Origin of the sequence: Schinkia azotoformans LMG 9581, assembly GCF_000307855.1 — a bacterium.
Lineage (GTDB): Bacteria > Bacillota > Bacilli > Bacillales > Bacillaceae_J > Schinkia > Schinkia azotoformans.
In genome coordinates this window covers 57,128-83,872 of record NZ_AJLR01000038.1, presented here as the reverse complement: position 1 = coordinate 83,872, position 26,745 = coordinate 57,128, and the positions used below count along the sequence as shown (strand labels likewise).

Annotated in this window: 21 protein-coding genes and 2 pseudogenes; 12 read left to right on the top strand and 11 right to left on the bottom strand. The window is 39.3% G+C overall.

The window, feature by feature from the left end; genetic code table 11:
- The first annotated feature begins 94 nt into the window (after nucleotides 1–94).
- The 3 genes from BAZO_RS03660 to BAZO_RS03650 all read left to right on the top strand — a co-directional run bounded on the left by BAZO_RS03660 (nucleotide 95) and on the right by BAZO_RS03650 (nucleotide 2,051).
- The gene (locus BAZO_RS03660; RefSeq protein WP_003329928.1) at nucleotides 95–1,447 is read left to right on the top strand and encodes a copper amine oxidase N-terminal domain-containing protein; all 1,353 of its coding nucleotides are present in this window, start codon (nucleotides 95–97) and stop codon (nucleotides 1,445–1,447) included.
- Between the two features lie 194 nt (nucleotides 1,448–1,641).
- Nucleotides 1,642–1,809 (top strand): aspartyl-phosphate phosphatase Spo0E family protein, encoded by a 168-nt coding sequence (locus tag BAZO_RS03655; RefSeq protein ID WP_003329927.1) that lies wholly within the window; start codon nucleotides 1,642–1,644, stop codon nucleotides 1,807–1,809.
- The gene (locus BAZO_RS03650; RefSeq protein ID WP_003329926.1) at nucleotides 1,806–2,051 is read left to right on the top strand and encodes a heavy-metal-associated domain-containing protein; all 246 of its coding nucleotides are present in this window, start codon (nucleotides 1,806–1,808) and stop codon (nucleotides 2,049–2,051) included. The genes BAZO_RS03655 and BAZO_RS03650 overlap by 4 nt, the downstream gene beginning before the upstream one ends.
- A gap of 117 nt (nucleotides 2,052–2,168) precedes the next feature.
- Here the strand turns inward: BAZO_RS03650 and BAZO_RS03645 are convergent, their stop codons facing one another.
- A complete protein-coding gene (locus tag BAZO_RS03645; protein ID WP_003329925.1) occupies nucleotides 2,169–2,630 on the bottom strand; it encodes a VanZ family protein in 462 nt (153 codons plus the stop codon).
- Nucleotides 2,631–2,778: 148 nt separating this feature from the next.
- On the opposite strand from BAZO_RS03645, the pseudogene galE reads away from it, so the two are divergent.
- Nucleotides 2,779–3,774, top strand: a pseudogene (gene galE / locus BAZO_RS03640) (UDP-glucose 4-epimerase GalE).
- 94 nt (nucleotides 3,775–3,868) lie between these two features.
- Here galE and BAZO_RS03635 read toward each other — a convergent pair.
- Together BAZO_RS03635 and BAZO_RS03630 are read right to left on the bottom strand one after the other, a co-directional pair.
- Nucleotides 3,869–7,714, bottom strand: a complete 3,846-nt coding sequence (locus BAZO_RS03635; protein WP_003329922.1) for an S-layer homology domain-containing protein — start codon at nucleotides 7,712–7,714, stop codon at nucleotides 3,869–3,871.
- Between the two features lie 212 nt (nucleotides 7,715–7,926).
- Entirely contained in the window at nucleotides 7,927–9,039 is a 1,113-nt protein-coding gene (locus tag BAZO_RS03630) for an S-layer homology domain-containing protein (RefSeq protein WP_003329921.1), read from the bottom strand.
- Nucleotides 9,040–9,282: 243 nt separating this feature from the next.
- Between BAZO_RS03630 and BAZO_RS03625 the strand changes: the two genes are divergently transcribed.
- The 3 genes from BAZO_RS03625 to BAZO_RS03615 all read left to right on the top strand — a co-directional run bounded on the left by BAZO_RS03625 (nucleotide 9,283) and on the right by BAZO_RS03615 (nucleotide 11,965).
- On the top strand, nucleotides 9,283–9,789 hold the full coding sequence (locus BAZO_RS03625) for a VanZ family protein (protein ID WP_003329920.1): 507 nt from the start codon (nucleotides 9,283–9,285) through the stop codon (nucleotides 9,787–9,789).
- Between the two features lie 213 nt (nucleotides 9,790–10,002).
- Nucleotides 10,003–10,680: a uracil-DNA glycosylase gene (locus BAZO_RS03620; protein WP_003329919.1), complete on the top strand. Its 678-nt coding sequence runs from the start codon at nucleotides 10,003–10,005 to the stop codon at nucleotides 10,678–10,680.
- A 523-nt stretch (nucleotides 10,681–11,203) separates the two neighbouring features.
- Nucleotides 11,204–11,965, top strand: coding sequence for a transposase (locus tag BAZO_RS03615; protein WP_003329918.1), 762 nt, complete (start codon nucleotides 11,204–11,206; stop codon nucleotides 11,963–11,965).
- Nucleotides 11,966–12,079: 114 nt separating this feature from the next.
- On the opposite strand, the gene BAZO_RS03610 is transcribed toward BAZO_RS03615, so the two are convergent.
- From BAZO_RS03610 to BAZO_RS03595, 3 genes are all read right to left on the bottom strand, one after another.
- Nucleotides 12,080–12,442, bottom strand: coding sequence for a carboxymuconolactone decarboxylase family protein (locus tag BAZO_RS03610; RefSeq protein ID WP_003329917.1), 363 nt, complete (start codon nucleotides 12,440–12,442; stop codon nucleotides 12,080–12,082).
- 116 nt (nucleotides 12,443–12,558) lie between these two features.
- The gene (locus tag BAZO_RS22875) at nucleotides 12,559–14,568 is read right to left on the bottom strand and encodes a thiamine pyrophosphate-binding protein (protein WP_235786693.1); all 2,010 of its coding nucleotides are present in this window, start codon (nucleotides 14,566–14,568) and stop codon (nucleotides 12,559–12,561) included.
- 119 nt (nucleotides 14,569–14,687) lie between these two features.
- Complete coding sequence (locus BAZO_RS03595) at nucleotides 14,688–16,310, bottom strand: ATP-binding protein (RefSeq protein ID WP_003329915.1); 1,623 nt, start codon at nucleotides 16,308–16,310, stop codon at nucleotides 14,688–14,690.
- Between the two features lie 407 nt (nucleotides 16,311–16,717).
- Between BAZO_RS03595 and BAZO_RS03590 the strand changes: the two genes are divergently transcribed.
- Nucleotides 16,718–17,380, top strand: coding sequence for a TerC family protein (locus BAZO_RS03590; RefSeq protein ID WP_003329914.1), 663 nt, complete (start codon nucleotides 16,718–16,720; stop codon nucleotides 17,378–17,380).
- Between the two features lie 172 nt (nucleotides 17,381–17,552).
- Nucleotides 17,553–18,185, top strand: coding sequence for a sporulation membrane protein YtaF (gene ytaF, locus BAZO_RS03585; RefSeq protein WP_003329913.1), 633 nt, complete (start codon nucleotides 17,553–17,555; stop codon nucleotides 18,183–18,185).
- 90 nt (nucleotides 18,186–18,275) lie between these two features.
- Here ytaF and BAZO_RS03580 read toward each other — a convergent pair.
- Nucleotides 18,276–18,542 (bottom strand): annotated as a pseudogene (locus BAZO_RS03580) (winged helix-turn-helix transcriptional regulator); the annotation flags it as partial.
- A gap of 42 nt (nucleotides 18,543–18,584) precedes the next feature.
- Between BAZO_RS03580 and BAZO_RS03575 the strand changes: the two are divergent.
- On the top strand, nucleotides 18,585–19,184 hold the full coding sequence (locus tag BAZO_RS03575; RefSeq protein WP_003329911.1) for an NADPH-dependent FMN reductase: 600 nt from the start codon (nucleotides 18,585–18,587) through the stop codon (nucleotides 19,182–19,184).
- Nucleotides 19,185–19,466: 282 nt separating this feature from the next.
- Here the strand turns inward: BAZO_RS03575 and BAZO_RS03570 are convergent, their stop codons facing one another.
- Nucleotides 19,467–20,030 carry an immunoglobulin domain-containing protein gene (locus tag BAZO_RS03570; protein WP_003329909.1) on the bottom strand — a complete coding sequence of 188 codons (564 nt, stop codon included), beginning with the start codon at nucleotides 20,028–20,030 and terminating at the stop codon, nucleotides 19,467–19,469.
- 375 nt (nucleotides 20,031–20,405) lie between these two features.
- Here BAZO_RS03570 and BAZO_RS03565 point away from each other — a divergent pair, with 375 nt between their 5' ends.
- Nucleotides 20,406–21,998, top strand: a complete 1,593-nt coding sequence (locus tag BAZO_RS03565; RefSeq protein ID WP_003329908.1) for an acetolactate synthase large subunit — start codon at nucleotides 20,406–20,408, stop codon at nucleotides 21,996–21,998.
- Nucleotides 21,999–22,112: 114 nt separating this feature from the next.
- Here the strand turns inward: BAZO_RS03565 and BAZO_RS03560 are convergent, their stop codons facing one another.
- Nucleotides 22,113–22,772 carry a hypothetical protein gene (locus tag BAZO_RS03560; protein ID WP_003329907.1) on the bottom strand — a complete coding sequence of 220 codons (660 nt, stop codon included), beginning with the start codon at nucleotides 22,770–22,772 and terminating at the stop codon, nucleotides 22,113–22,115.
- Nucleotides 22,773–23,200: 428 nt separating this feature from the next.
- Here BAZO_RS03560 and BAZO_RS03555 point away from each other — a divergent pair, with 428 nt between their 5' ends.
- Nucleotides 23,201–24,331 carry an SEC-C domain-containing protein gene (locus tag BAZO_RS03555; protein WP_003329906.1) on the top strand — a complete coding sequence of 377 codons (1,131 nt, stop codon included), beginning with the start codon at nucleotides 23,201–23,203 and terminating at the stop codon, nucleotides 24,329–24,331.
- Nucleotides 24,332–24,428: 97 nt separating this feature from the next.
- Here BAZO_RS03555 and BAZO_RS03550 read toward each other — a convergent pair whose 3' ends face one another.
- The gene (locus BAZO_RS03550) at nucleotides 24,429–26,291 is read right to left on the bottom strand and encodes an FAD-dependent oxidoreductase (protein ID WP_003329905.1); all 1,863 of its coding nucleotides are present in this window, start codon (nucleotides 26,289–26,291) and stop codon (nucleotides 24,429–24,431) included.
- Between the two features lie 214 nt (nucleotides 26,292–26,505).
- Nucleotides 26,506–26,643 (bottom strand): hypothetical protein, encoded by a 138-nt coding sequence (locus tag BAZO_RS22235; protein ID WP_157382055.1) that lies wholly within the window; start codon nucleotides 26,641–26,643, stop codon nucleotides 26,506–26,508.
- Nucleotides 26,644–26,745: the final 102 nt, after the last annotated feature.

Below are 26,745 nucleotides of genomic sequence, written 5' to 3'. Positions count from 1 at the left end.
TCAGAGAACTCGACCCTGTGTCCCACACCGATTCCCAGTTTTATGGTATTATAAAAGTGATACAATGGTTCCACAAAAGGAAGGGGAGGTTTACATGGCATTTCAAATAAAACTGAAAAGACCAATGCGAATCTTAACATCAGCAATGGTCGCAGCAGGTGCTTTAACTCCATTCGTATTCCCTTTAGATGTAAGTGCAAACAGCAAGAACATAGTAGATAGAATCTTAGCTGTTCCGGATAATTATGAGAGTGACCTAAATGGGAATGCATTATCCAATCTTATTATTAAGGAAGAGGATGTTGGATTTACATCGGGTGATACATTTCGCTTAACTTTATCCCCTGGTGTCAAATGGCTTACAAGTCAGTATCCATCAGGAAAAATGTTTAAGGGTACAAATGGAGCCAGTTTTACAGTCGCGCAAGCAACCGCTCAAAATATTGAATTGGAAATTTCGGGTTCATGGGAAGGTGGCGATAAATCCGTTAACATTCCGCTTTACTTTAAAGTAGAGGATGCGTTAGGAGATTTAAAAGTAACAGTTGATCCTAGAGGTTCAACCTTATCATATGGTCAATATACATTTGCAACTGTTCCAGCTGTAATTACAAAAATAAATACTGAAGAAGCCCCCATATTAATCCCGGGACAAAACAATGAAGATTTGCAAAAGCTCGAAACGGCAGCCCTTACTATTAAAGAAGGATCAGCTAATTCATGGTTATCTAGAAATAATGTCGTTATTGAATTTCCCGAATGGACCAAAGTTGTTGGCTACAAATTAATAGAAGCAAATGGAATTTCGGATCGTTCTCGTCAGGAGCTTGAAAATACGTTAAATACCAAAATTACTGGTGAAAAAAATACAATTGAATTTATAATGCCAACATCAACATCTTCCCAAACAGAACGTAGCTTTAAGATGAAATTTTATATTTCTTCTCAAGTAGATTCCGAAGGAGCTGTAACTGTAAAAATCTCTGGAAGTGCCCTAGTTAGAGGAGAGGCAATCGTAGCAAAAGTAGTTCCACCTCAAACGATTGAAGAGGACTCATCTCCCTATGATGTTGTCTTTAAAATTGGTAATACAACGTATAGTAAGGCTGGGGTTGATAATTTAATGGACGTTGCCCCCTTCATTGAAGCAGGGCGTACCTACCTGCCCATACGTTATGTGGCAGAGGCGTTGGGGGTAAACCGTGATAATATCCTTTGGGACGAAGCAAGAGGCCAAGTTACCATCAACAAAGATGATCTCTCAATCCAATTAACAGTAGGCAGTAATGTACTAAAGGTTAATGGTAAGGAGACCATTATGGATGTACCGGTCAAAAATGTAAAAAGTCGAACAGTACTACCTCTAAACTTTGTATCTCAAGCACTGGGAGCACAAGTCAACTGGAATGAAACCAATCAAACAATTACATTAAAAGTAAAAGAGTAGCCCACGGGGTCGGGAACTGCGGCTCATGTACTCTGACACAATGTCAAAGTTGCTATTAAGCTGAACTACAACTAATTCGTGCTTATCTTTTTTATAAAAAAATTTAAAATTTGATTTAGGTCAATTACGAATGAGAATCATTATCATAAAATCAACCTATAAGTATAGACATCAACTCAAAAGAGGTGTTTGTAATGGTTGATGATATGGAAAGTTTAGAAAAACAAATACAAATGCTGAAAAAGGAATTAATTTTTACGGCAAAAGCCTTTGGTATAAATAGCAACGAGACTATATGTTGTAGCCAGAAACTAGATCAGCTTATAATAATCCACCAAAAACATGGGGTGAGGGCGAAATGAATCATGTAACATTGTATGTATTGGGAATATCTTGTTTTAAATGTGTTACTAAGATTGAAAAAGAAGTTGAAGCTTTATGTGGTATTTTTTCTTTTAAAGGTAAATTACCGAAAGGAAAGATTACCATTGAGTTTAATCCAAGCCTAGTTAGCACCAATAAAATAATAGAAAAAATTGAAAAGCAGGGGTTTTCGGTGGCTAAGATTATACAAAAAGAAGAAAGAATTGTGATGTTTGATTGAAAACTTGACCGTGGGGTCGGTTAGGGGATATGGGGCTGAGTCGGGGTTGGGGCGAACCGACACGAGGGCGGGTTTGAACCATGGAGTGAGCCATGGGGGTCGGGTTCAGTGTCCATATTAGAAGTGTCTGCCCCCACGGCTCCCCCCATGACCTGAACCACTGTCTACATGGTTTATTTCCCCAGGATCTATAATAATGTGGCGTTCGTTTATTTCCGCCAAACCTAGGAATAAGGGAAAAAGAATAATAAAAAAGATGACGAAGTACCTTGCCACCGGTAGTGCTTCTTTTTTTATGGAAAAGAGAAGGGGTAGTAGCATACCGGTGCTTACTCCTAGTATGTTGGCTACAGCATCCCAAAGCTCTGCAGTCCTGTCTGGCAAAAGAAATTGACGATATTCTTCTACTACTCCGATTAAAACAAGTATAAACCAAATAAATGAAAGTCCTCTTAAACGATGTGTTCTGGATGTTACGGATATAAGGACTATTCCAATGCAAAGTGCAATTACAGCATATGTACTGAAATGAGCAATTTTATCGGCTCCAAACAACACCCTAGTATTAAATTCAAGCAAACTATTTCAACCTCACCAATTTTTTTCTCTTATATCTGTATTGACAAAAAACGAATAAATATTCAACCATCTCAACTAGCAATGTATCTTTTTTGAAAGATATTATGGTAAAATCTACTTCATACTACTAATAAGGGGACAATAAGTGATGAACATATTAGTAACTGGTGGCGCTGGGTATATTGGCTCACATACTTGTGTTGCTTTACTAGAAGCTGGACATTCAGTCATTATTGCAGATAATCTTTGTAATAGTAGGCGTGAGACTGTTGAGAAAATAATGGACATTACAGGTAAAGAAATTGCCTTTTATAAGATTGATGTAACGGATGTAGAAGCTGTTGAAATTATTTTTAGGAATTATAAGATTGATGGTGTTATTCACATTGCTGGTCTTAAAGCGGTTGCTGAGTCTGTAGAAAAGCCCCAAGATTATTATTATAACAATATTGTTAGTACACTTGTCCTTGCAAAGACTTGTCATAAATATGGTGTAAATCGGTTTGTCTTTAGCTCATCGGCTACAGTGTACGGTGAAAACAGAGTACCTTTTGTAGAAAGTATGGAACTTTTACCTACGACGAATCCCTATGGTGAAACAAAAGCAATGAGTGAGCGGATTTTAATTGATATAGCAAAAGCAAATCCTACTTTCTACTTGTCAATCCTTCGATATTTTAATCCGGTAGGTGCCCATGAAAGTAGATTGATCGGCGAAGCCCCAAATGGAATCCCAAATAATCTCATGCCGTTTGTAACACAAGTAGCTAAGGGGAAATTAGAGAAGTTGAAAATCTTCGGAAAAGACTATCCAACTGTGGACGGGACAGGAGTTCGTGATTATATTCATGTTGTGGACCTTGCTGAAGGCCATGTCGCCGCATTAGAAAATTTAACGGAAGGGGTCCATATCTATAATTTAGGAACCGGAAAAGGTACTAGTGTACTGGAGTTGGTTAAAGCTTTTGAAGAAGCTAACGATATTGAAATACCTTATGAAATCGTAAATCGCTGACCCGGAAATATTGCTGAGTGTTACGCTGATACTTCAAAAGCAAATCGAAAACTTGGTTGGACAGCCAAACGCAATATTGTTGCTATGTGCCGAGATGCCTGGCGATTTGAAAAAAATTATATAGAATAGTTAAGATTGTGGTACAAAAGGTGAGAGCTTAGTCCCGTATATAACGCAAAAAGAGCAACCAGTATGGTTGCTCTTTTTAATAGCCTTTCTTCCATTAATCGGAAATTACCATTTTAATAGTGTAAGGTGTTTCGCCATTATCGTTATATAGTCTAGCTCCAACTGTTAACGTATTGTCGTCTTCGCCATCAAATTTCTCCAAGATATCGAATAGATCTTTTGTGAAGCCTTGAGATTTTCCAGTTGCTGCAAAGATTGCTGGTAGATTAATAACATCTCCATTAAAGATCTCGCTACGTACAGAAGAATTACCTAAGATCTCAAACACTTTATTTAAATCAACTGTAGCGAAGACATTATGGACTGCATCTTCATCAAGTGCAGCAAGAAGCTGTTCGACATGCAATGCTCTAAATACATCTCTTACTGATTCCTTACCGTACTTCGAATCGTTTAGCATTGTATTAAATATTTGATTAAAATCAATTAATGCATATAAATCACTATAGATTTCAGCCTTTTTATCGCTGGCATTAATTGTTTCAATGATTTTCTTTGGATTGCTTAAGTCGCTAAATTTAAGTTCACCAAATTCTTCGTACTTAGTTAAAATATTGAATACAGCCACTTTATCAACAAAGTCAGTGAATTCAACTACATCATTAATTGCTGCAAAATCAACGATGTTGTAGATATCGCTAGCAGTACCAGTACCTTTAACAGCATCAAAAATCTTATTAATATCAACATTAGCTAATAATGCTTGTAATGTGTCTGAATCTTTATCGCTCACGATTGTGAAGATTTCCCCAAATTTAATTGCATCATACAAGGCAGCTTTATTCACATCTGGATTTGCTAGTAAAACGTTAAGAAGTTCAGTAAAGTTTACTTCTTCAAAGTTAATATTATTAGCATTCACCTTTGAGAAGTCTACATTATCAATAGTATTATCAACTCCTTCAGTTAATCCAAAGTCGCCAATCGTACCAAGGTTTTCTATAGAAAGCTGTAGGTTACTAGTTTGTGTTACTTTCACCGTTGCTGAAAATACGGTGTTGCTTGTTACTTTTCTTAAGTCAGCCTCAAATGTGTTGTCTCCGTCAATTTTCGTAATCACATCGCCGAAGGAAATGCTTGAGATTTTTGGACCTTGACCAACAGCATAAGTTTTAAACGACAATGCCTTTGGTGTAGCTCCAATATTTCCTAGTTCATCTTCAGCAGCGACATAGATTGTATAGGCTGTTCCAGGTTCTAAATTGGTAACTTCAAACGTTGTATCTTCATTCGCAGTAACAGCAACCGATTTTCCGTCTTCTCCTGTTATCTCGTCAATAGTTGGTGCAACGGTGCCCTCTTTAACAAGGTAATAAAGCTTACCAGTTTCGTTTGAAGATGCTTTGAATTTCGCGCTTGTTTCATGTTTTTCGATATGCTGAATTTCGCCAACAACTGGTGCTACTGTATCAAGATTAATGATATATTGTTTTGTTAATTTATAATCCCCTTTTGATAATGTAGCTGTTAATGTAATCGGGCCTTCATAGCCATCTTTTGTAATTTTACCAGTAGTTGTATCGATAGCATCAGATTCCCACTTGACGTTAACACCGTCAAAGCCATCAATTGTTGGGATTAAGTTTAATGATTTTTTGTTACCGATTTTTTCAGTTAATGCACCATTATCTCCTTTGATATCATTCCAAGTAAGAGCGTTTAGGGCATTAAACACAAGGAGTAGATCTTTTTTCTCCTCTGGTATTTGGCTTTCGTCGACAGCCACTTGATAGTCGCCAATGACTTCAATTTTATCAAGGATATCGGCAACACCTGAACCGCCAAGTTTTAAATCAGCTGCTTCAACTTTAAGATGGCCAATAGAAGCGCCAGTTGGAATTGTAAGTTCGACGCCTGCTGCTTGAATAGCAATATTTGAAAGGGTAGCCCCTTCAGCAAGGCTTAGATTCACAGCTTTATTAACTGTTATATTCCCTTTGAACGTTCCTTTAAGCTGGATTGTTCCACCACCGGAAATATCAACGTTTGCATTACTAGCTGCACCATTAAGTTCAATTACGGCATCATCGTCTTGTACATCAATAGTCCCAGTATGGGTTGCTTCACTTGAGAAAGTACCAAATTTAACATCTTTTAAATCCGTTTTGCTTACTGTTACACTATCCGCTAATTTAACAGTTCCTTTTGGTATATTTACTGTTAAAGTGCCTTTAACAATGATGTTGCGAAGAGTAATAATCTCCTCTGCATCACCTTTGATTGTTAAATCCCCTGTAATCGTTGTTGTGCCGGATGCAGGCCCAAAAGTCAAAGCAGATTCTTTATCAATATCAATTGTGTAGTTACCATTAATCGTTTTACCGCTATTAATATCATCCGGTGTAGTGACTGAACCGCCGCCACCACCGCCGCCACCACCACCTGTTGTAGCATCAGGGTTATTCTTGCCATTAATTTTTGCGATGTCTTTTTTTACATCGTTATAGTTTTTAATAATGTCTTTTGCTGCTACATCAGCAGGGAGAATAAGATTTTCAACTTTTGTCCCTTTTACAAGTGTTATTTTCGTGGATTTCACTAATTCTAGTGTTCCAATTTTCTTACCGTATAGTGACATTTCTTTTGTTGTGTCAACGACTGCGTTATCGACCTTCACTTTAAGGTCAAGTTTTTCAACACCATCATTTACTGTTACTTTCGAAATGACAGCACTATCATCTCCAGTGATCGTTGCATTCTTAGTTACAACAACTTCTTTAATCGTTGTTTTGCCTTTTGCTGCAACATTGACATCTTGTTTATTCACTTCAACAGCATTTAATGCAGCGTCAGTAAATACAACAGTGTTGTTGTCGCCACCATTGATAGTAGTTTTTCCTGAAACGCTAATATTTTCTGAGTAAAAATCGTTTTGCAGCTCTTTCCCAATCTCGAAATCTCCGGCAATTTTTACATTTTTAATAGAAACATAGTTTCCTGCAACTTTTACATTGCCATCAATCGTATTATTGCCTCCGTCTAAAACAACGTTCTTGCTGAATTCTACTTCATCAGCACCTACAGCTTGTCCGCTAGCTGTTAGTTCTAAAGAAGTAATCTTTGTAATCGTTTGGTTTGAAGATACAAAGCTGATTTTGCCATCTTTTAAGATGCTACTATTTGCTGTATTAAAAATCCCTTTAAGATTATCTGCAATTTTGTATGATACACCGCCAATTGTCACAGCTTCATTTGTTACGGCATTGATACTAGCTGAAGCCAACGCAGGGAGGAGCCCTTGACTATCTGCACGGTGTAAGAATACTGTTGCTTCGGCACGAGTTGCATGATCATTTGGTGCAAATGTTGTGTTAGTTTTTCCACTCACTAATTTAGATTGATAAAGGGCAGTAACTACTTCTTTGTACCATGAATTAGCAGGGACATCAGCGAATGGTAATGTAGCTTGACCATCTGCTGAAAGATTGCACACCCTTGTAAGTAGTGCTGCAATTTCAGCACGGGTAATCTGTTTATTTGGCTGGAAAGTGCCATCTTCATAACCGCCAACTAACCCTTGGTTTGCTAGGGCAGCAACAGAGTTGTAGTACCAAGCATTTGTATGTACGTCTTTGAAGTTTGGATTATTAACAGAATCTGTATTCAAATCTAGAATTTTTGTTAAAAGTGCTGAAAATTCAGCGCGTGTAACAGCATTATTCGGCTTGAATGTACCATCCGGATAACCGTCAATAACGCCTTTTTCTACTAAGTCTTGGACTGCTTTATAGTAATAAGCATCCTTGGATACATCTTTGAAAGACTTTACAGCTGCATCTGCAGTAAAGCTTCCACCAAGTGGAGAAATTACAACTGCTGCAGAAACGGTTGAAGCAATGAGTTTCTGAGAATTTAACCTTCTAGTAGCTTTCTTTTTCATATCAAATAACCACTCCTTCTATATTTTTGTTTGTTACACTGGTTACTAAACTATTGTACTAGTATAAATTTACTTCTTTTGGAATTATAACATAGTTTTCTTTTAAAATAATAGAGCATTCAACATGTTTTCCCATTTTAGTAGTTATTTAGTAAAGGTCATGACAGTTTTGATGATTGTCATGACCTCTTCTTGTTGTTAAATCTAGAATTTTAGTTTAGAAATTTGGTGTATTCAGAGTACTTTCCTAGCAAATTATTAAATTCCTCTTGGAAGTAATCTGCTTTACTTTCGGAATAACCATTTTGTGCTAATTCGTTTTTCGCATTTTCATATTTGGCATTGAACTCACCCTCATAGTACTTATATAAAGATTCTCCTTGGTTGAGTGCTTCTGAAAAGCTAAGTTGATCATTTAAAAAATCCGATTTCAGTTTGCTAAACTCAGCTTCTGCTTGTGTTTTTAAACTGCTCAATTGATTCTCATATTTAGATAGAATGCTTTCGGCAGTTGGAGTCGGAGTTGGAGTTGGTGTTGGATTCGTAACGGGACCGCCACCTCCACCGCCGCTAGCTGGTGTACCTGGTGTTTCTATTGTCGTAGAACTGCCTTCACTCGGTTTTTCAGTATTGTTAACGTTTGTCGTTTCAGTGTTTCCAGTTGTTTGATCTTTAGCTTGGCTGCTTTTTCCATCATTTACTTTTTGGATAAAAGCAGCAATTTCACCGCGGGTGACTGGATCATTTGGTGCAAATTGACTTGCTGATCTTCCTGAAGTGATGTTGTTACCATATAATGTTTGTACAGCTTTTGCATACCAACTAGCTGGATTTACATCGGTAAATTTGGCTTTTTGCGCACCGGGCTTTTCTTCTATTGAAAAGGCCTTAACGAGCATGCTAGCCATTTCGGCTCTCGTAATCGTTTTGTTTGGCTTGAATGTTCCGTCTTCGTAACCACTAATCCCACCTGCTTGCGTAAGTGCAGTTACTGGCTCATAGAACCAGTCCTCTTTTTTGACATCAGAAAAATTTGCTGATGTTCCAACCGGTTTTCCAAGACCTAAATCAAACGCTATCATTTTCGCTGCTTCTGCTCTCGTAACTGCTTTGTCCGGCTTGAATGTACCATCGCTATAACCACCAATGACACCTTTATCAGAAAGAGAATATACCGCTTTTTCATAGAAAACGCCAGTCGAGATGTCTTTAAATGTAGTAGCGGCATGGGAGTGTTCTGCGGTGATTGGTGTTACTGCGGCTGTTATTAAGAATGCAGAGGAAATGGCTGTGAGCAATTCCTTTTTAAAATTCTTTTTATACAATTGAATACCTCCTAGAATGATAGTTTATTAATTTGATAGGTGCAATCCGAAATGACTAATTCTTTTTACATCTTTTTCAATTTTAGCAGAATGTTTGCTATATGCAAATACAATTTGTGTTGCTTCTATTAATAATTATCATAAACTAGAAGTAGTGAAAATCCTCCTGGTTATATTGTAGATCATGGATATCCAATATATTGGTTCTCGTAAAGAACGCTTATGAAGAAAGGAAGAAAATTTATGTCTATAGTAACAAACAGTAAAATCATAATGATAATTATTTCATGGGCAGCAGTTTTGTTTTGGATGCTGCTCATTTTTTATTTATCTTCTCAAGAAGCGGAGCAATCAAACAATCTAAGCAAAGGGGTAACAAAGGTTATCGTTGAGACCGTCGAAAAAGTTACTCCAGAAAAAGACTTTAATATGGATACCATAAACCATTTTGTCCGTAAAAACGCTCATTTTTTTGCATATTTAACGCTTGGCATATTAGTGCTGAATGCAATAAGAAGAAGTAGGGTGAACGGAAGTACAATAAGTGGGGTTGCTACATTGGCCATGGCATTTGGGATTTGTGTTCTTTACGCTATTGGTGATGAAGTTCATCAGTTGTTTGTACCTGGCAGAGGGGGACAGGTGAAGGATATTCTAATAGATAGTTCAGGAGCAATTGTTGGTATAGGGTTATATATGATTATTGCTAAAACGAGGGAGGGGAAAACTTGGACATGGGGACAGGTTTAGCCCGCTGTCCTATCCAAGAAACGAGCCAACGAACCCGCCCCTATGTCATGGTCCAAGGGGTCGGCCTGGACCGCGGGGTCGGGAACTGTGTCCCAGTACCTGCATCCCAATTTTTAATTAAACGTTCATTTAATTTGTAAATTTGGTCCACGATTTTTTGTGATTGTTTTATAATGAGAATGATTGAGTACTAGTGGAAGTGAGTGTTATTAGATGGCAATTTTAAAAAATGATTGGGCTCCATTGCTTGAAGGGGAATTCGCAAAGCCTTATTATCAACGACTGCGAACAATTTTGCGGGAAGAATACCAGACGCAGGTGATTTATCCTGATCAATATGATATTTACAATGCTTTGCACTTTACCTCTTTTGAAGATACAAAAGTCGTGATCATAGGCCAGGATCCGTATCACGGACCTGGGCAGGCTCATGGATTAAGCTTTTCGGTGAAACCGGGAGTGAAAATTCCACCGTCGTTGCAAAACATCTATAAAGAGCTGCAGAGTGATGTAGGGTGTTATATTCCTAACCATGGCTATTTAGTGGATTGGACGAAGCAGGGAGTGTTGTTGCTAAACGCCGTTTTAACCGTACGGGCAGGTATTCCAAATTCGCATAAGGCTCTAGGCTGGGAAATGTTCACTGACAAAGTTATAGAAACCTTAAATCAACGTGGGAAACCAGTTGTATTTATTTTGTGGGGTGCCTATGCACAACAAAAGCAGCAGCTGATTACTTCATCAAGGCATTTTATAATAAAATCGCCGCATCCAAGTCCATTTTCGGCAAATCGCGGATTCTTCGGTAGCCGCCCGTTTTCACGTGCCAATGCTTTTCTGCGAGAGATCGGAAGCGGGGAAATAGATTGGCAGATTAGAAACCTGTCTTAATTAAACGTTTATTTAAATCCTATGATGAGCCACAGGGTCGGGTTCTCTGTCCCAGTTAAGCCGGAGTTCCCGCCCCCATGTCCCAAACCGCCCTATATCCCCAAAAATTATATAAAATTGAAAATTTCCTCAAAACTCCTAACCAAATTTCAATTTTCTCTAGTGAATTTTAAAAATTTCAGCCCAAACTACCTTGAAAATTGAAAATCTCAAGTTTGCTCCGAATTTAATTTTGTGCCAAACTGGGTTTATTAAATGTAGAAGGGGGTTAGTGTTAGTAAAGTGGAAAAAATATAGGAATGGCTTCATACACAAGTTCGCGGACGCAAAATTTTTTTATCCGATTCCTTAAACGTTACTTCTAGTGGATGCTTCTAGTAAATAACTTCAAAAGATACAGCCTCGTTTATTTTATTTTTCTACGACTTTTAAATTTTTTCATAACAAAGACAAAAGACAAAAACAGTATATAGGCTTTTGGGGGGTAAAGGACAGGTTACTAATTCCAAGAGGTGATTTTAACATGGCAAAAAAGCCAAGGACAAAAAGCAATACTGGAACTTATCATGTGATGTTGCGCGGAATTAATAAACAAATTATTTTTGAGGGAGATGCTGATAAGCGTAAGTTTATAGAGGTGCTAAAAAAAATTAAAGAAATTAGTAACTTTCAACTTTTCAGTTATTGTTTGATGGATAATCATGTGCATTTACTTTTGAAGGAAACTGAAGAGGGGATTTCAGATATTGTAAAAAGAATCAGTGCTAGTTATGCCCTATGGTTTAATTTCAAATATCAGCGTTGTGGTTCTCTTTTCCAGGGACGGTTTAGGAGCGAAAATGTAGAAACGAATGACTATTTCATGAGGGTCATTAGGTATATACATCAAAACCCGCTAAAGGCAGGAATAGCAAGCGATGTTTTTGAAAATAAGTGGACAAGCATCCATGAGTTTTTCAGCACCGGGGACATGATAGATACCGAACCTGTGCTGAAACAATTTTCTAAAGAAAAAACCGATACAGTCCAAAAGTTCAAAGATTTTATGGAAGAAACAAATGAGGATGAATTTCTGGACGATTTTGACATAGTTAAAAAAACGGATAGTGAAGTAATCAATATCCTAAATCAAATGGGAATTGAAAATATAGCTATGATCCAGCAAATGGACAAAAAGGAGCGAAACGATGTTTTGTTGGTATTGAAAAAAATGGAGGGAATTACAGTAAGGCAGCTATCAAGAATTACGGGTATTTCAAGAAGTGTGATAGCCCGCATTCAGTAATAAGGCTTTGGTGCGCTTGAACTGGGACGCGGGGGCGGGAACTGTGGCTCAACTGGGACAGAGAACCCGCCTCCGTGTCCCCAACCGTGGTCAGATCCCATGCCCCAGCCAAACTCAATCCTTCAAAATACCCTCAAACACCTGCATCGCACTGATCACTTTCGGAAAACCAACGTACGGGATACAATGCAGGATCACATTTTTTATTTCTTCATTTGTTAATCCGATGTTTCGGGCAGAGTGGAGGTGTACCTTTAGTGCTCCCACGTCACCCTGCGTTATGATGGAGGAGAGTGTAATGAGCACTTTGTCCCTTTTTGTTAGTGCCGGCAATGAATAGATATCGCCAAAGGCGAATTCGGTGATAAAGTCAGACAACTCCGGAGAGGTCCCTCTTAATTTTTCGACTGCTTCAACTCCGACCTTCCCTGAAATCCCTCGCAAGTTTTCTAATCCAATTTCTTTACGTTTGGACATTTTTTTCTCCTCCTAGCAACCTAATAATTTTTACTATGTAGTTATTATTTTTGTAAAAAATTCGATAGTGGCTGCTCACTGATTTGTCTTTTTTTTCAATAATATAGTGCAGCCATTTATTCATCTCGTTTTAAAGTAGGCGGGATTTCATCAGGGTCAACCATAATCTCAATGATGGTTGGTACCTTACTTTGTAATCCCCTTTGAATTGCATTTGCAATATCCTCTTTGTTCAAACATCTGAAGCCTTCGCAACCTAATGCTTTTGCAAAATAAACAAAATCTATTGGGTTGTTGTAGACAACATGGCCGGGGCAGTTTTGCCAATGCTTCATGCCAGTTTCCACCATGTCCAATCCACTATTATTAAAAACAAAGAAAAGAATCGGAGCGCGATGTTCGACTGCAGTTGCTACTTCTGTACCGTGCATGAGCATGCAGCCGTCCCCTGTAATACAAGCGATAGGCTGATTGTGATTGTGAGAGCCTTCCGCGATTTTTGCCCCAATCGCATAGCCAATCCCGTTTCCCATCGCTATAAAGCGGTCATCAAAGAAAAAAGTATTTGGCTGGTACACATCAAAGTGTTTAACAGCGTAATAAGCATGACTACCAACATCTGCAAAAACTTTTGAAAATTCAGGTAAATTCCGACGGATTTCATGGACCGCTGACACCGACGAGATATAAGGCTGGGGCATGGAGGCTTCAGCCCATTGTTGAGCCATGGGGTGAGCTATGGGGGCGGGAACTCCGGCCCAGTCTTCGCGTGTTGCTGCTACATGTTTTGAGACGGTCTCCAGTTCTTCAAATATCTTTTGGAAGGAAGACATGTCTTCATTAGTAGCCCCAATTTGCTCGGCTGCAATAAATAAATCTCCGTAGGTTTCTTTTAACCGTTTTAGGATAGTAGGTATATTTTCTGGTGAAACATTTTCTAGTTCTGGGTTGATTGGGTTTGAGTCATGTTGACTAGGAAAATGTGAGCCAGAGAACCCGCCCCTATAATCCAGATCCCTATGTCCCGGATTATCCGCATGGTCTGGGTTTCCCCAGCCCCAGCTTTGTCCCCACGAATGGCCCAGGCTACTGTCATCGCTTTCATTCCAAAGATCAGTGACTTCAAATTCCAATGTCAGGTATAGGATCTTTTTCAAATTTTCCTTCAAATCTCCCGGAACAAATAGGGTCGGTCTTGGGATTGTTTTGCCGACAAATGTTGGATCAAGGTCAAACTGAATGATTTTTTCCGGATAAAAGTCCGGGCGGAATCCTGCCAAAGCCATATCATTAAGTGATGAACCGGCGACAATCATGACATCAATGCCAGATTGTAAAAATTGATCGGCTTCTTCGGTTCCTCCTAAGCCATACACTCCTAATGAAAGCGGGTGGTTGGTTGGAAATGTTCCTTTTCCTCCGCCTGTCGTTATGACCGGAATACTTAACCTCGATGCGATTTCAAAAATTTCTTCGTAACTATCGGATGAGCGGATTCCTTTTCCTAAAAAGAAAACCGGATTTTTGGCTTCTTTTATCAAATTGAATGCTTCTTCAATATTTGCTGCGATTGTCTGGGGTGCTTGAGGTAGGTCTATGTCAAAAGATGTGATTTTTTCCTGTAAAACATCAAGTGGCATCGAAAGGTGGACAGGCCCTTTCACGCCCGTAAAGGCACGTTCAATCGCATGTCTAAAATGGTTTTCGAACGAATCTCCTCGATCTACTCTAGCACTGTATTTTGTAACAGGCTCGAGCATTTTAACTAAATCTGTTCCAAATGAAGAGGAGTCCTGACTATACGATTTACCGATTTTGCCCGCAGAAATTTGCCCTGTTAAAAATAGTACGGGTACATTGTGCGCCATTGCTTGTCCGGCAGACGTAATCATGTTTGTTCCACCAGGCCCCGCTGTGGCGAATGCAACTCCTAACGTTTTCTTTTGTAAGGCAAAGCCTCCAGCAGCATAACCCGCACCAGTTTCATGGCGTGCCAAAACAAAGGTGATGTCGTGCTTAACCATTTCTGTAATGAGCGGCACTACAGGGCGGCCAGGTATTCCAAAAATATGTGTTACATTCCATTTTTTCAAATGCTTCATTAGTACGTTTAAAACAGTTGTCATTTTAATCGCCTCATTTAATTTTTTGGGACGAAGAGTCGGGTTCTGTGTCCCTGTTGAGCCGGAGTTCCCGACCCCATGGCCCAAAAACTTGGCCAGAGAACCCGCCCCTGTGTCCCACGCTATGCCTGGGCCCGTGTCCCATTAATAGGTAATTTGATTTTGAATGTTGTCCCTTTGTTTTTTATTGTTTCAACATCAATTTCACCATTGTGGTTTTTGATAATCCGATGGCAAACCGATAATCCTAGGCCTGTCCCACTTGGTTTTGTTGTTAAAAATGGTGTGAATAGATTGTTCAGTACTTCTTGGTCAATACCGGAGCCTTGGTCGATCACAGAAATTTCCACCCGATTTGTAGAAGTATCCTTATTTAAAACGATATTAATTTCCCCACCTGCATGCATCTCCTCAATAGCATTTTGGATCAGATTAATCAAGACTTGCTTAATTTGATTTTTATCGATATAAATACTTAAGTCGTCTTCATTTACTTTATCTGTAAATTTAATAGAGACATTATGCAGATTGGCCTGAGTTTCCATAAATTGAATAGTATTTTGAAGTAATTTTGGGATGTTTACTTCTTTTTTAAATGGTGCTTCAGGTTTTGAAACGATAACGAAATTATTGATTAGTTCTTTCATTCGTTCCAGTTCATCATTGATGATTTTAAAATATTCTGGTGACTTTGAGCTATCAAAGTTGTTTTCTAATAAATGAAGAAATCCGCTAATTGGCGTTAAAGGATTCCTAATTTCATGTGCTAAACTGGCACTCATTTTACCGATAATGGAAAGCTTTTCGTTGGCAATGACCTGCTGCTCTAATTCAAAGCGGTCTGTGATATCTCTGAATTGGCAGAAGGCACCGATAAATTGGTCGCCATCGTAAATCGGTAAAGCATCGAACAAACAAACTTTCGTAAATTTATTATTGTAAAAATGTATCTCAATATTTTCGAACTTCTCATGGTCTTTTAAAACTTTTTCAATATAATGAGAAAAACCCTTAAATTCATCTTCATAGGTTTCAATGCTGTAGCCGATGACGTCCTGCCTCTTAAATCCTGTGTAGCTTTCAGCTGCTTCATTAAAGTCCGTTATAATCCCATTTTGGTCCGTGATAATAATTCCATTTTTTGTTGAATTAATAATAATTTGGTTGAACAGGTTTAATTGTTTATTTTTTTTATTCAATTCTATTTCTCTTTCAATTGAATCAACAGCGGATGAAACGAGCCCCAAATGAAAAGAGGAGGACTTGTCCACTGTTGTCATCAGAGTAATCGTACCTGTTAGCCCGTTATTCAATGAAAATTTACAGCTAGAACAAGAAATATTATGAAGTGCATCATGAAAATGCTCGCTGCCCTTAACCTGAATTGGTTGGTTATGGTTCAAACAAAGGAAAATAGAATTTGTTCCAGCATATTTTTCTACAAAACTAATCCCCTCATTAATCCCAATTTTCTTCTTAAGGTCTTCATTCCCCATTACCTTAAGGACATTACAGCTATCATCTGTAATAATGATCATCGCTGGGACCTCGCTTAAAAAGAAAAACAATTTTTTTACAAAAAACTTAGTAAGGTGGATCAACTCAGCGTATATTTGTTTTTTTTCTTCAAGTTCCTCTGGAGTTATTATTTGAAACAGCTTTGGTATGGCATGGGGATCCATCCCATAGATATGTTCGCAATTATATTTAGAATTCAAAGTATACCAAGATTCTGTTCGCATCATTATCTTCATATACCTCCTTTATGTCACTGTGGATAGGAAACGTGTTCCAATTCGATACTATCATTAAGTATATTCTCTTTTAGAATAATTGTTAAATAAAAAAGATTGTGTCGAATTATGGATTATACAAAAAAATAGTAAAAAAGTTGTGGTTTTTAGGGCGTAGTGGGCGAGGAGCATGTGCTGGGTTGATGGGTCGGATCGCAGGGTCAGCAGCAGTGGACTGGGACGTGGGGTCGGGACCTATGTCCCACCCAGAGCCCATGGTGTCGAAATTGGGCCGGAGAACCCGCCCCCGTGACCTATCCAGAGAACCTCCCAATGTGTTCCACCATTTCCTTTCATATTCCCAGCTTTGTCCTAATATACTGTGATAGTGAAGCAAGGGGGATAAGGGGGTATCGAAAATGGTTGAAAGTATAGTAACAATATTAACAATAATCGGGATTGATATTATTTTGGGTGGGGATAATGCAGTGGTTATTGCCATGGCAAGTAAAAACCTCCCGAAAGCCCAGCGGAATAAGGCGATGATATGGGGAGCCACGCTTGCCGTTATTTTAAGAACAATTTTAACGATTTTTGCGATGCTTTTATTGGAAATTCCATATCTAACATTGGTTGGAGGAATATTGTTAATAGGGGTTGCCGTTGGCTTAGTGTTAGGGGACAAAAGTGAAAAGGTATCTGTAAGAGCAGGTGCCAGTTTATCCAGTGCGATCTCCACGATTGTTTTTGCAGATATTATTATGGGATTGGATAATGTCTTAGCTGTAGCGGGAGCAGCAGGTGGGCACTTCCTTTACGTGTTATTTGGACTTATTTTTTCAATCCCAATCATTATAAGTGGAAGTAAGTTAATGCTTTTCTTAATAGATAGGGTGCCTTTTTTTATGTATTTTGGCGCAGGGATTTTAGCTCTAACAGCTGGGAAAATGATCGCTCATGATGAGGCTATTGCAAATTTTACCCACGGAATGACTAATTTTATACCAATCCTAACCGTGATTCTAGTATTGTGTTGGTGCATTTTGGCTAAAACATTCAATAATTCATTTGCAAGAAAGTAAAGTTCAAAAGGGTGAATGCCTTTCTGGGAGGCGCAGTTCCGGGAACTGTGGCCCATTGAGCCACGGGGTCGGGAACTGCGTCCCATTTTAATGGCTTTTTTTAAAAAGTTAGCAATCAATGAGCTCCTCTTTCATACAATATGGCAGTATCGTCGATAGAAAGGGGTAAAAAATGAGTGATCTATTTGCTTTATTGTTATTAGCGTTAGCTGTAAGTCTGGACAGCTTCACTGTTGGATTGACATACGGTCTTCGGAAGGTATCAATCCCGTTGAAATCAATCCTTGTTATTTCATCATGTACCTTTTTCGTTTTGCTGTTGGCAATGGGAATAGGTTCCGTTATCGAAATGTATATTTCATACCATGCAGCTGAAAGAATCGGGGGCATCATCTTAATTGGCATCGGGATTTGGGTTTTGATTCAATTTTTTACTTCAAATTCCGATGAAGCAAACCCGGGCAAGCCCAAAATGGTTGAGTTTGAAATCAAATCTCTAGGATTAATCGTAAAAATATTAAAAAAGCCGATGGAAGCAGATTTGGACAAATCTGGAACGATCAGCGTTGTAGAAGCCTTTATCCTTGGTATAGCGTTATCATTGGATTCCTTTGGTGCAGGAATCGGAGCAGCCCTGATTGACTTGCCACCGATTTTGTTTGCTTTAATAGTCACGTTTTCAAGTGCTTTTTTTGTAATAGCAGGAATCAACATCGGTCGGATATTCGGAGATTTAAGGTGGTTTAATAAGTTCTCCTTATTGTCGGGGGTTGCTCTGATTTTAATTGGGATTTTTAGAATGTGAGTGGATCACAGGGCGGTGGGGACGGGTCCGGTGAACCAGATGGACCGGAGAACCCGACCCCGCATCCCACCAACAGACCCTCTATCCCACTTATGCCTCCAGCCAATTTTGTGACCAATTTTCTACCTCTCTCATTAACTGCTCCAGTCCTAGACCTTTATTGGTTAGTGAATACTCGATTCGAACTGGAGTTTCCGGAAAACCCTCCCGCCTTATAATTCCTTCGTTTTCCAAATCCTTTAACCTTTCTGACAGGACCCTGCCACTTATACCTACTTTAGCTTCTATAGTACAAAAACGCTGTGGGCCAGATAAAAGCTGATAAACAATCAATCCGGTCCACCTTTGGCTTAATAATCATTATGAAAAATAAGTAAAATAATATTGGTGGTGTAAAGGATGGGACTTTTAGACAAAATATTTGGGAAACCAACCAAGGAGGAAGAAGCTATGACTACAGAAAAATTAAATATTGGAATCATTTTAGGAAGTACACGTCAAGGGCGTGTAAGTCCGCAAGTTGGGGAATGGGTGATGGGAATTGCTGACAAACGTGGAGATGCCAATTTTGAAATCGTAGATATTGCTGACTATAATCTTCCATTTCTAGGAACAACTGATGGAACGGAGCCAGGAATTGCGGCTTGGAATGAGCAATTGGCAAGCTTAGATGGATTTGTATTTATCGTTCAAGAATACAATCACAGTATTACTGGTGCGTTAAAAAATGCCATCGACTTTGCCCGTGAAGCTTGGTATAACAAAGCAGCTGGTATCGTAAGTTATGGTTCAACTGGCGGTGCTCGTGCAGCTGAACATTTACGTGGTATTCTTGCAGAACAAAAAGTTGCGGATGTTCGCACGCATCCAACTTTAAGCTTATTTACAGACTTTGTTAACGGCACAGAGTTTAAACCACAAGAATTACATCAAAATAATGTAAATACAATGCTTGATGAAGTGATTGCTTGGAGCGGAGCATTGAAAACATTCCGATAAAAACAAAAGGCAGAGGATCAGATTCCTCTGCTTTTTCGTTGTTTAGGGATAAAAGAACAATGGGGTCGGGAACTGTGTCCCAGTTTGAGTGTGGTTGTAGCTCAGAGACGTCGCCCCCGCATCCCAAATGGGCAAGAGCAACAGGGCAAAATGCCCCGACCCTATGTCCTCAAAATTAAAACAAAAGTCACCAAATAATAAATTAGAATAAACCACAATCTAGGACGCTAAGTGTCCGTATCCCAATACCATTCATTAATTTGCATTGATTGGTCTACGACGCTAAACAAAACCTCTTTTAAAAATGAATTTTTGTTCATTTAATATAGTTGAAATAACCTTGGGCAATTTGAAGTTCCTCTTGATAAAATATATACCTTGTTTGATACAAGAAAACTCAAAGACGTTATTTTTAATTTCCTTGAATCCAAATCTTATCAATGTTTTTCTTCCAGCAATTGAAACAGCAAAAGCCAGGATCTTGTTTACAAAAAATCCTTGCTTTCTTAACTTGTGTAAATGTTTTTCTAAAAAATCAAATAAATACTTACCAGAATAATAAGGATATTTTTCTTTGTCTATGACAATGGAAGACAAATATAAATTGTAGAATCCCATTTTGTCATAAGGCAGAGTGTGTTGTTCAATCTCTTCCTCTGTAACGGAATGCTCGATAATTCCTTTGTAAGTATCATCGTCAACCGGGCAAACCGTTAAATATCCAACCAAATCGTCATTGTTGACAACTGTTAAATCCGTTAATGGATTTATGTCCAATCGATGTAAGGTTGTTTCCTTATTAACCTGGTACTCAGAGTTATACACCTTCTTATCTAAATCTAACAACTCATCAACGTAGTCCTTCTCTAGATAAGTAAATATGAAGGTAAACACGACCTTTCTAAAACTTCAATTGTAAATACTTTCTAAAAATAATACTGCACCTGCATTTTCAATTGATGTTATGTATTAATTATACCACAGTTTCCAAGAAATTTACAGCGTTTTGAGTCAAGGGATCGGTTTGGACCGCAGGATCGTGAACTGTGTACCAGGGTTAGATCCAGAGTTCCCGACCCTATGGCTCAGAGAACCCAACCCCGCGATCCGCCTTGGGACAATGAACCCGCCTCAGTGTCCCGCCACGTCTCCACATCCTAAAATATTTTAATAAGTTAAAGGGTAAAATAGGAAAACCGTAATTTGTAAAGGGGATTATTTATGAAAGCGACCGATTTACTTGTGCAGTGCCTAGAAAATGAGGGTGTTGAGTATGTGTTTGGCATCATGGGGAAGGAAACCCTTGACCTGATTGATTCATTGTCTAAGTCCAAACAAATTCAGTTCGTAAATGTTCGACATGAACAAGGGGCCGCTTTTATGGCTGATGTTTATGGCAGATTAACGAAAAAAGTTGGCGTTTGCTTAGCGACTTTGGGACCCGGTGCCACCAATCTATTAACCGGAATAGCAAGTGCAAATCTGGACCACTCTCCGGTTGTAGCCATTACCGGACAAGCGGGACTTGAAAGGCAGCATCAAGAATCCCATCAATATTTAGATATAGTAAAAATATTTGAACCTGCAACAAAATGGAGCGTTCAAATTAAAGATTCACAGACCATCGCAAAAATCATTCGGGAGGCTTTTAGAGTAGCACAAATGGAAAAGCCGGGTGTAGTTTTAATTGAATTACCGGAGAACTTAGCTTCGCAAATGATTCCAACCAAGCCATTAGTAGTAACACCTATTCCGAAAAGCACACCTATTTCACAAGCTATAGAGGATGCTCGTACTTTGATAGGTCACAGCCAAAGACCGCTAATCATAGTAGGGAACGGGGTGATAAGGCAGGAAGCTGAGGCGGAGCTCTGCACATTTGTTGAAAACCTAAAATCACCCGTTATCCATAGCTTTATGGCGAAAGGGATTTTGCCTAAAAACGATCCGCTTAATTATTTTACATTTGGTTTTAAAAAGAATGACGAAGTATTACCAATGATAGGGCAATCTGATTTATTAATTGTCGTTGGTTTTGATTTTGTAGAAAGTGCCCCTAAGGATTGGAATAAAAAGATGCTCCCTGTTTTGCATATTGATCCTCTGCCAGCTGAAATTGATGAGCACTATCCTGTGAAGGGGGAGTTAGTTGGTGATTTAAAAGAGACATTACAGGCGCTTAATAAGCTGGATATGCACTCTAAACCATGGGCTCCAATGGGAAATCTAAAGGAACAAATTAGGACAGCTTATCAAATTGATCAAGATAATTTGGATCTAAAAGGAAATCAATTACGAACGACCGAGAATATTTTGACCGTTGTTGAAAAAAATTCAACGGAAAAAACCACCATAATTTCTGATGTAGGAGCCCACAAGATGTCCATTGCTCGTACATATCAACCCGTAAAGGCTGGTCGGCTTATCATCTCAAATGGATTAGCCTCAATGGGAATTGCCATACCTGGTTCCATTGGTGCCAAATTAGCTTGTCCGGACGAACCTGTTATTTGTATAACCGGTGATGGTGGAGCATTAATGAATATTTCCGAATTAGAGACCGCCCAACGATTAGGTCTATCGTTTATTGTCATTGTTTTAAATAATGGTTCGTTAAAATTAGAGGAACAAATGATGGTGGAGAAATTCGGTCATAGCTACGGTGCTTCCTTTGGTAACCCTGACTTTGTTCAGCTTGCTGAAAGCTTTGGCGTAAAAGGGGTAAGACCTACCCAGTTGGATGAGTTTGAACAAGTATTGAAGGATGCTCTATCTCGAGACGGTGAAATTACGCTGATCGATGTTCAAATGTGAAAAGGGATCGGAATGACGGGGCTGGGTTCGTCTCGGGGTCTGATTGAGCCACAGGGTCGGGAACTTTGGTCCAGATCTGAGCCAGAGTTCCCGACCCCGCGTCCCATATTCTATTTATTCTTCGATTAACTCTTTAATTTGAGTTTTAGCTTCGTCTAGGATGTCCTGGGCTTTAGCTTTAGTAGCATCGTCTAGATTCGTAAACAGATCTATAGGTTTACCAGCGCGAGCAGGGGGTTCTACACCAAGTTCAGATAACTGCTTTTGAGCGTCTTTGTGTGAAAGGGTTCCATTTTTCACCTTGTCCATGATCGCCTGTACTTTTTCTTTAGTAGCATCATCTAGGTTAGCGAAAGGAGAGCCATGCATGCCGCCACGACCAAATGGAAGGTCCACTCCAAGTTCAGATAACTGCTTTTGGGCGTCTTCGTGTGAAAGGGTTCCGTCTTTCACTTTGTCCATAATTGCCTGTGCTTTTTCTTTAGTAGCATCATCTAAATTCGCAAATCGGTCGACTTTTTCAAATTTTTCTGGAAGTGTGACACCGAGTTCAGCCAATTTTGCTTTTGCATCCTCCATGATGCTTTGAACTTTTTCCTTCGTTGCATCGTCAAGGTTTTGGTGCATTTTTACCTTCAACCCTTGAAATCCATCAGATGGTGCGGTTGTTGAATTTGTGGCTGCAAACGCAGGACTGTGAGCGGCTCCGATAACACCCAACGATATCGCACCAGTTAATAAATAAGTTTTGAATAATTTATTATTTCTTCTCATTAAAATACCTCCAGTTTTCTTATGTATCAAGGCTGCGCATCCCTCTCTACACATATAACTATAGGCCGTTTTTATGTCCACAGTATGTCCGGGCGGAAAAAGATTCATCGAAAATAGAAAGAAATGTGGATATATAGTTGACACAAAATAGTGGACCACAGGGGATTATGGGCCAGTGGGGCGGGAACTTTGTCCCAAAATTGATATAAATTTGGCCAACAAAGATTTTTGTTTAATTTTGTCGTACTATTATTTGGCTACATTTGATAAAATAGGAAAGATAGCAATTTTGTGGCGCCACTTACATTTTGGTGGATAATGCAATAAACTCATTGATAGAAATCCGTAAATCTTATAAAATTAAAGACGTTAGAAAAAAAATAGTAGTTTTGCCGTCTTGTTTTGTTTTGAAAGGGGACTATTTTTCTATGCATAATATTAAAAGAAATGACCCGTGTTATTGTGGTAGCGGGAAAAAATATAAGAAATGCTGCGAAGCAAAGAGTAACAATGACTCGATGCAGGCAATTCTTGAACGGGAAGTAGTTGGGGTGCAGTCTGAAATTCTTCGTGACGCCTTTACTCATTCGGAGTTCTCGACTACTGTGCAAAAAAGCATGAGTGAATTTAATCCTCCGGAAAAAATGAGAGATTCTTTTTATTTCTTTGTAGGTGTTTGGGCTTTATTTGCCAGCAAGGTTTTAAGTGGAAAAACAGCACTTGAGCAATTTTGCGATTCCAATATAGTAAATTTACGTCCAAAGGTTCAAGAAATTGTAGGCGCGTGGGTTGGGAAAACTCCGTCTGTAGTGAGAGTTGAAAATATTGATGGACGTAATGTTGTTGTAAAAGATATTTTTTCAAAAGAATTAAAAAATGTAAAAATAATAGATGAATTGACAGAGGTTCCAAATCAAGGCGCACTGTTACTTGGATATATTGTTCCGTTTACTAATGAGGCTTTGATCTTTTTCACATCAGCTTTATCGTTTGAAGAAGAGATGGCTGAAAATGTTGAGCAGTTCTTATGTCAAAAGTTTGTATCTGTTTCTGAAGGTGCGGGTTTTGATACGATGGCATTTTTACAAGACCACTTCTTAGAGCTTGTAGATTTATTCATGTCTGACCGCGATCTTGATGCGTTTGAATTAGAGGTTGCCGCAGCGGTTGAGGAACATGTAGAGGAAGAGCCTGACATGAAAAATGTACGCTCAGCCTTAACAGCTGTTGAAAAAGTGGGCGAGCAGGACCAGGCTGCTGCGGTCGTTAACCTTTTAGAAGAAAAGGTTCAAAGTGAGGACATGCCTGAATCCGTAATTGAAGCGGGCAGCACTTTATGGCAGACGTATTATCATAAAAAGCAGCCACAAATCAAAAATGAAAAAATTTATGCTGCGGCACTTCACTATTTACTAGTGGATAAAGTGTTCCCAGTATATCGTCGCACACAAAAAGCAACAGCTGAACTTTACCAAGCATCTATCGGAAGTGTCAGCACGCGCTCACGTGAAATGGCCTGTGTACTTGAAGAAGAGCTTAAGGAAATGTGCGTGAAATAATTGTAAAAAATGAAGAGTGGTAGAAATGCTTTAGTTGAGCATCTCTATCACTCTTTTTGGGTTGTGCGGCGGGGGACTAACCACAGTAGGGGGACAGTCACCGGTTCTCCAAAAAATCCTTTATTACCATATAAGCTAGAGCTCGGTCAACAGCTGGTTGATTTTGGAGATGATCAACAGTTGCTGCTGTTAAGGAATTAGGTGCCGCACTATTGGCATTCAAAAATTCCGTTAAATCGTCCTTACCTAAAACTTCGTCATCCTTTGAAAAAGGAAAGGCAGTCGTGAATGGTGCCTCGGAATACTGGTTAACTCGGCGAACAAGATCAATAAATTCAGTTTTGGTAATTGTTTCGTCCATTCTATATTCGTTATCGTAACCAGCTGCGATGAGTCCGAAGCTACGTAAAAATTTTACGCCATCATATGCCCAATGATTCATGATCGAATTGTCATAAGTAGGGATTGGGTATAGATTCGCACCGTTTTGATTTAATATGGATTGAATGCTCTTCATATGACGAAGTCCTGATTCACCGATGAAAGACTGGAAACTAATATTTTTTTTATTAGCATAGGCGGATGCAATTCCAGCGGCCTGGCCTACGGTCATACCAACTGGAACGGTTCGTGCGCTGCCATGGGCTAGAGCATCGTATCCGGTACTGCGGCCAGCGACGAGAAGGTTGTCAAATCCTTTGGGTACAATGCTTCTAAAAGGAACGGCATACATATCTGGTTTTCCGATAATGAGGTCACCTTCATCGATGACCGTGGCTTGCATGTCGATCGGGTAGCTGCCAAACGCAATCCGGTCATCAAAGTCTCGATTTTCAAGGACATCATCCACTGTCAATTTATACTCGGCATCTAAGTGGCGTGTTTCTCTAACGTAAAATTCATCGGCAGTTCCAACGAGTTCTACGTTTTTAAATCCAACTAAATTTTCCCGAAGAAATTCAGTGATTTTCGGTAACTCCTCATTTGCAATCCCCCAGGCAGTCTGTAGTTCACCAGGATTCAAACCGTTGACTCCAAGGATTTGGAAGGCGTTGATCAGCACATGTCCGCTATCCTGTCTACCAATATTCAAAGCACGAATTCGGACATTTTCCTGACTAGGCTTATATCGTGCCATTTCCTTCCCATAACCCCAGGCTGAAAATTGGTCAGCTCCTGTGTAAACTTCATCATCATTATTAAGGTAATTTTGAACCTTTGCCCAATCAACCCCGGACAGCTCGAACACGAGTGTAACGGCCATCATTCTTGCTTCGTTCCGAAAGTCTTCTTGACCGATTGTAAAATTAGCACCAGCAAGCTGGGCAAAATCAGCGTCAGGAGTGGAATCGATGTATTGCTTCCCAATGATTTTTTTTACAATCCCATTCGCATCCTTATATAGCAGTGCTTCAACATGATTTTGATTCATGATAGGGAGGAAGCTTTGAGCCCCAAGCTGCACCGTTATTTTTTTTTCATCGGCAAGCATGTTTTCAAAAACTCGTTTTGCTTGCTTCACATCAAAGGATGTGCGGTTATTTATTTTTTCGTAGAATTCAAGAAAAAGCCCTTTATTGACGCTCTCATGGGTGGGTGACCAGTTTATATCGATCATGTTCAGCATCCCAAGCGTATAAAGACCGCCAATGATCAGCTTTTTATCTAGTAAAAGCGTTTTTTGACCCTCACGCGCAGCAGCAATTGCGGCTGAAATTCCTTCAGGCTCGCTTCCAACAACAACAACATCGTAGGACTCGCCGTCGAGATTCCCGTAATTCAGCATCGCCCAGTTTGCCAATGTGCCAAGGAGGATTTCTTCTTTCACTTTGACAGGTTCAAGTGAGCGAAGCCTGGGAACATCGTTCGTTTCGAGGGCTACTGATGTTTGATTAGCTGTAGGACCGCAGGAGGTAAGCAGCAAAACTATAATTATGGTGAAAATAAAATGGAACTTCATAACACGCATCCTAACTAGTGAGTATGTATATAAGAATCTTAACATGAACTTATAATTATTAGTATTGCCACGGTTTTGGTTTGTAGACGTTTTCTGTTCTGGGACATGGGACCGGGAACTCTGGCGCAGGTGGGTGTGAGATGGGAGGGACACAGGGTCGGGAACTCCGGCTCGTGTTGGAAAATGTGGGTCCATATGGTCGGGAACTTTGGCTTTAGTGTACCTTTAACAATGTGTCCAATTCTTCATCGGTTACGATTTTCAATTTTATATCTTTAGACCAATCTTCATCAAATACTTCGAGAAGCTTATCGATTTCGTCATAAGTCAGCTTTATAGGTCGTTGATTCATGAAAAATTCACCTCATCTTTTTACTAAAATGATTCGGAGGTGTTCATCCGTTAATGGGGGTCAAGCGGGTTCCTTTAACAAAAAAGCACTTGGATTCCCAAG

Excerpts from the sequence above, each read along its gene's own strand:
- BAZO_RS03550 (WP_003329905.1), bottom strand. The coding sequence starts at position 26,291 with ATGAAGTTCCATTTTATTTTCACCATAATTATAGTTTTGCTGCTTACC.
- BAZO_RS03575 (WP_003329911.1), top strand. The coding sequence starts at position 18,585 with ATGGGACTTTTAGACAAAATATTTGGGAAACCAACCAAGGAGGAAGAA.
- BAZO_RS03560 (WP_003329907.1), bottom strand. The coding sequence starts at position 22,772 with ATGAGAAGAAATAATAAATTATTCAAAACTTATTTATTAACTGGTGCG.
- BAZO_RS22875 (WP_235786693.1), bottom strand. The coding sequence starts at position 14,568 with ATGACAACTGTTTTAAACGTACTAATGAAGCATTTGAAAAAATGGAAT.
- BAZO_RS03595 (WP_003329915.1), bottom strand. The coding sequence starts at position 16,310 with ATGATGCGAACAGAATCTTGGTATACTTTGAATTCTAAATATAATTGC.
- ytaF (WP_003329913.1), top strand. The coding sequence starts at position 17,553 with ATGAGTGATCTATTTGCTTTATTGTTATTAGCGTTAGCTGTAAGTCTG.
- BAZO_RS03635 (WP_003329922.1), bottom strand. The coding sequence starts at position 7,714 with ATGAAAAAGAAAGCTACTAGAAGGTTAAATTCTCAGAAACTCATTGCT.
- BAZO_RS03615 (WP_003329918.1), top strand. The coding sequence starts at position 11,204 with ATGGCAAAAAAGCCAAGGACAAAAAGCAATACTGGAACTTATCATGTG.
- BAZO_RS03610 (WP_003329917.1), bottom strand. The coding sequence starts at position 12,442 with ATGTCCAAACGTAAAGAAATTGGATTAGAAAACTTGCGAGGGATTTCA.
- BAZO_RS03620 (WP_003329919.1), top strand. The coding sequence starts at position 10,003 with ATGGCAATTTTAAAAAATGATTGGGCTCCATTGCTTGAAGGGGAATTC.
- BAZO_RS03655 (WP_003329927.1), top strand. The coding sequence starts at position 1,642 with ATGGTTGATGATATGGAAAGTTTAGAAAAACAAATACAAATGCTGAAA.
- BAZO_RS03650 (WP_003329926.1), top strand. The coding sequence starts at position 1,806 with ATGAATCATGTAACATTGTATGTATTGGGAATATCTTGTTTTAAATGT.
- BAZO_RS03565 (WP_003329908.1), top strand. The coding sequence starts at position 20,406 with ATGAAAGCGACCGATTTACTTGTGCAGTGCCTAGAAAATGAGGGTGTT.
- BAZO_RS03660 (WP_003329928.1), top strand. The coding sequence starts at position 95 with ATGGCATTTCAAATAAAACTGAAAAGACCAATGCGAATCTTAACATCA.
- BAZO_RS22235 (WP_157382055.1), bottom strand. The coding sequence starts at position 26,643 with ATGAATCAACGACCTATAAAGCTGACTTATGACGAAATCGATAAGCTT.
- BAZO_RS03555 (WP_003329906.1), top strand. The coding sequence starts at position 23,201 with ATGCATAATATTAAAAGAAATGACCCGTGTTATTGTGGTAGCGGGAAA.
- BAZO_RS03625 (WP_003329920.1), top strand. The coding sequence starts at position 9,283 with ATGTCTATAGTAACAAACAGTAAAATCATAATGATAATTATTTCATGG.
- BAZO_RS03590 (WP_003329914.1), top strand. The coding sequence starts at position 16,718 with ATGGTTGAAAGTATAGTAACAATATTAACAATAATCGGGATTGATATT.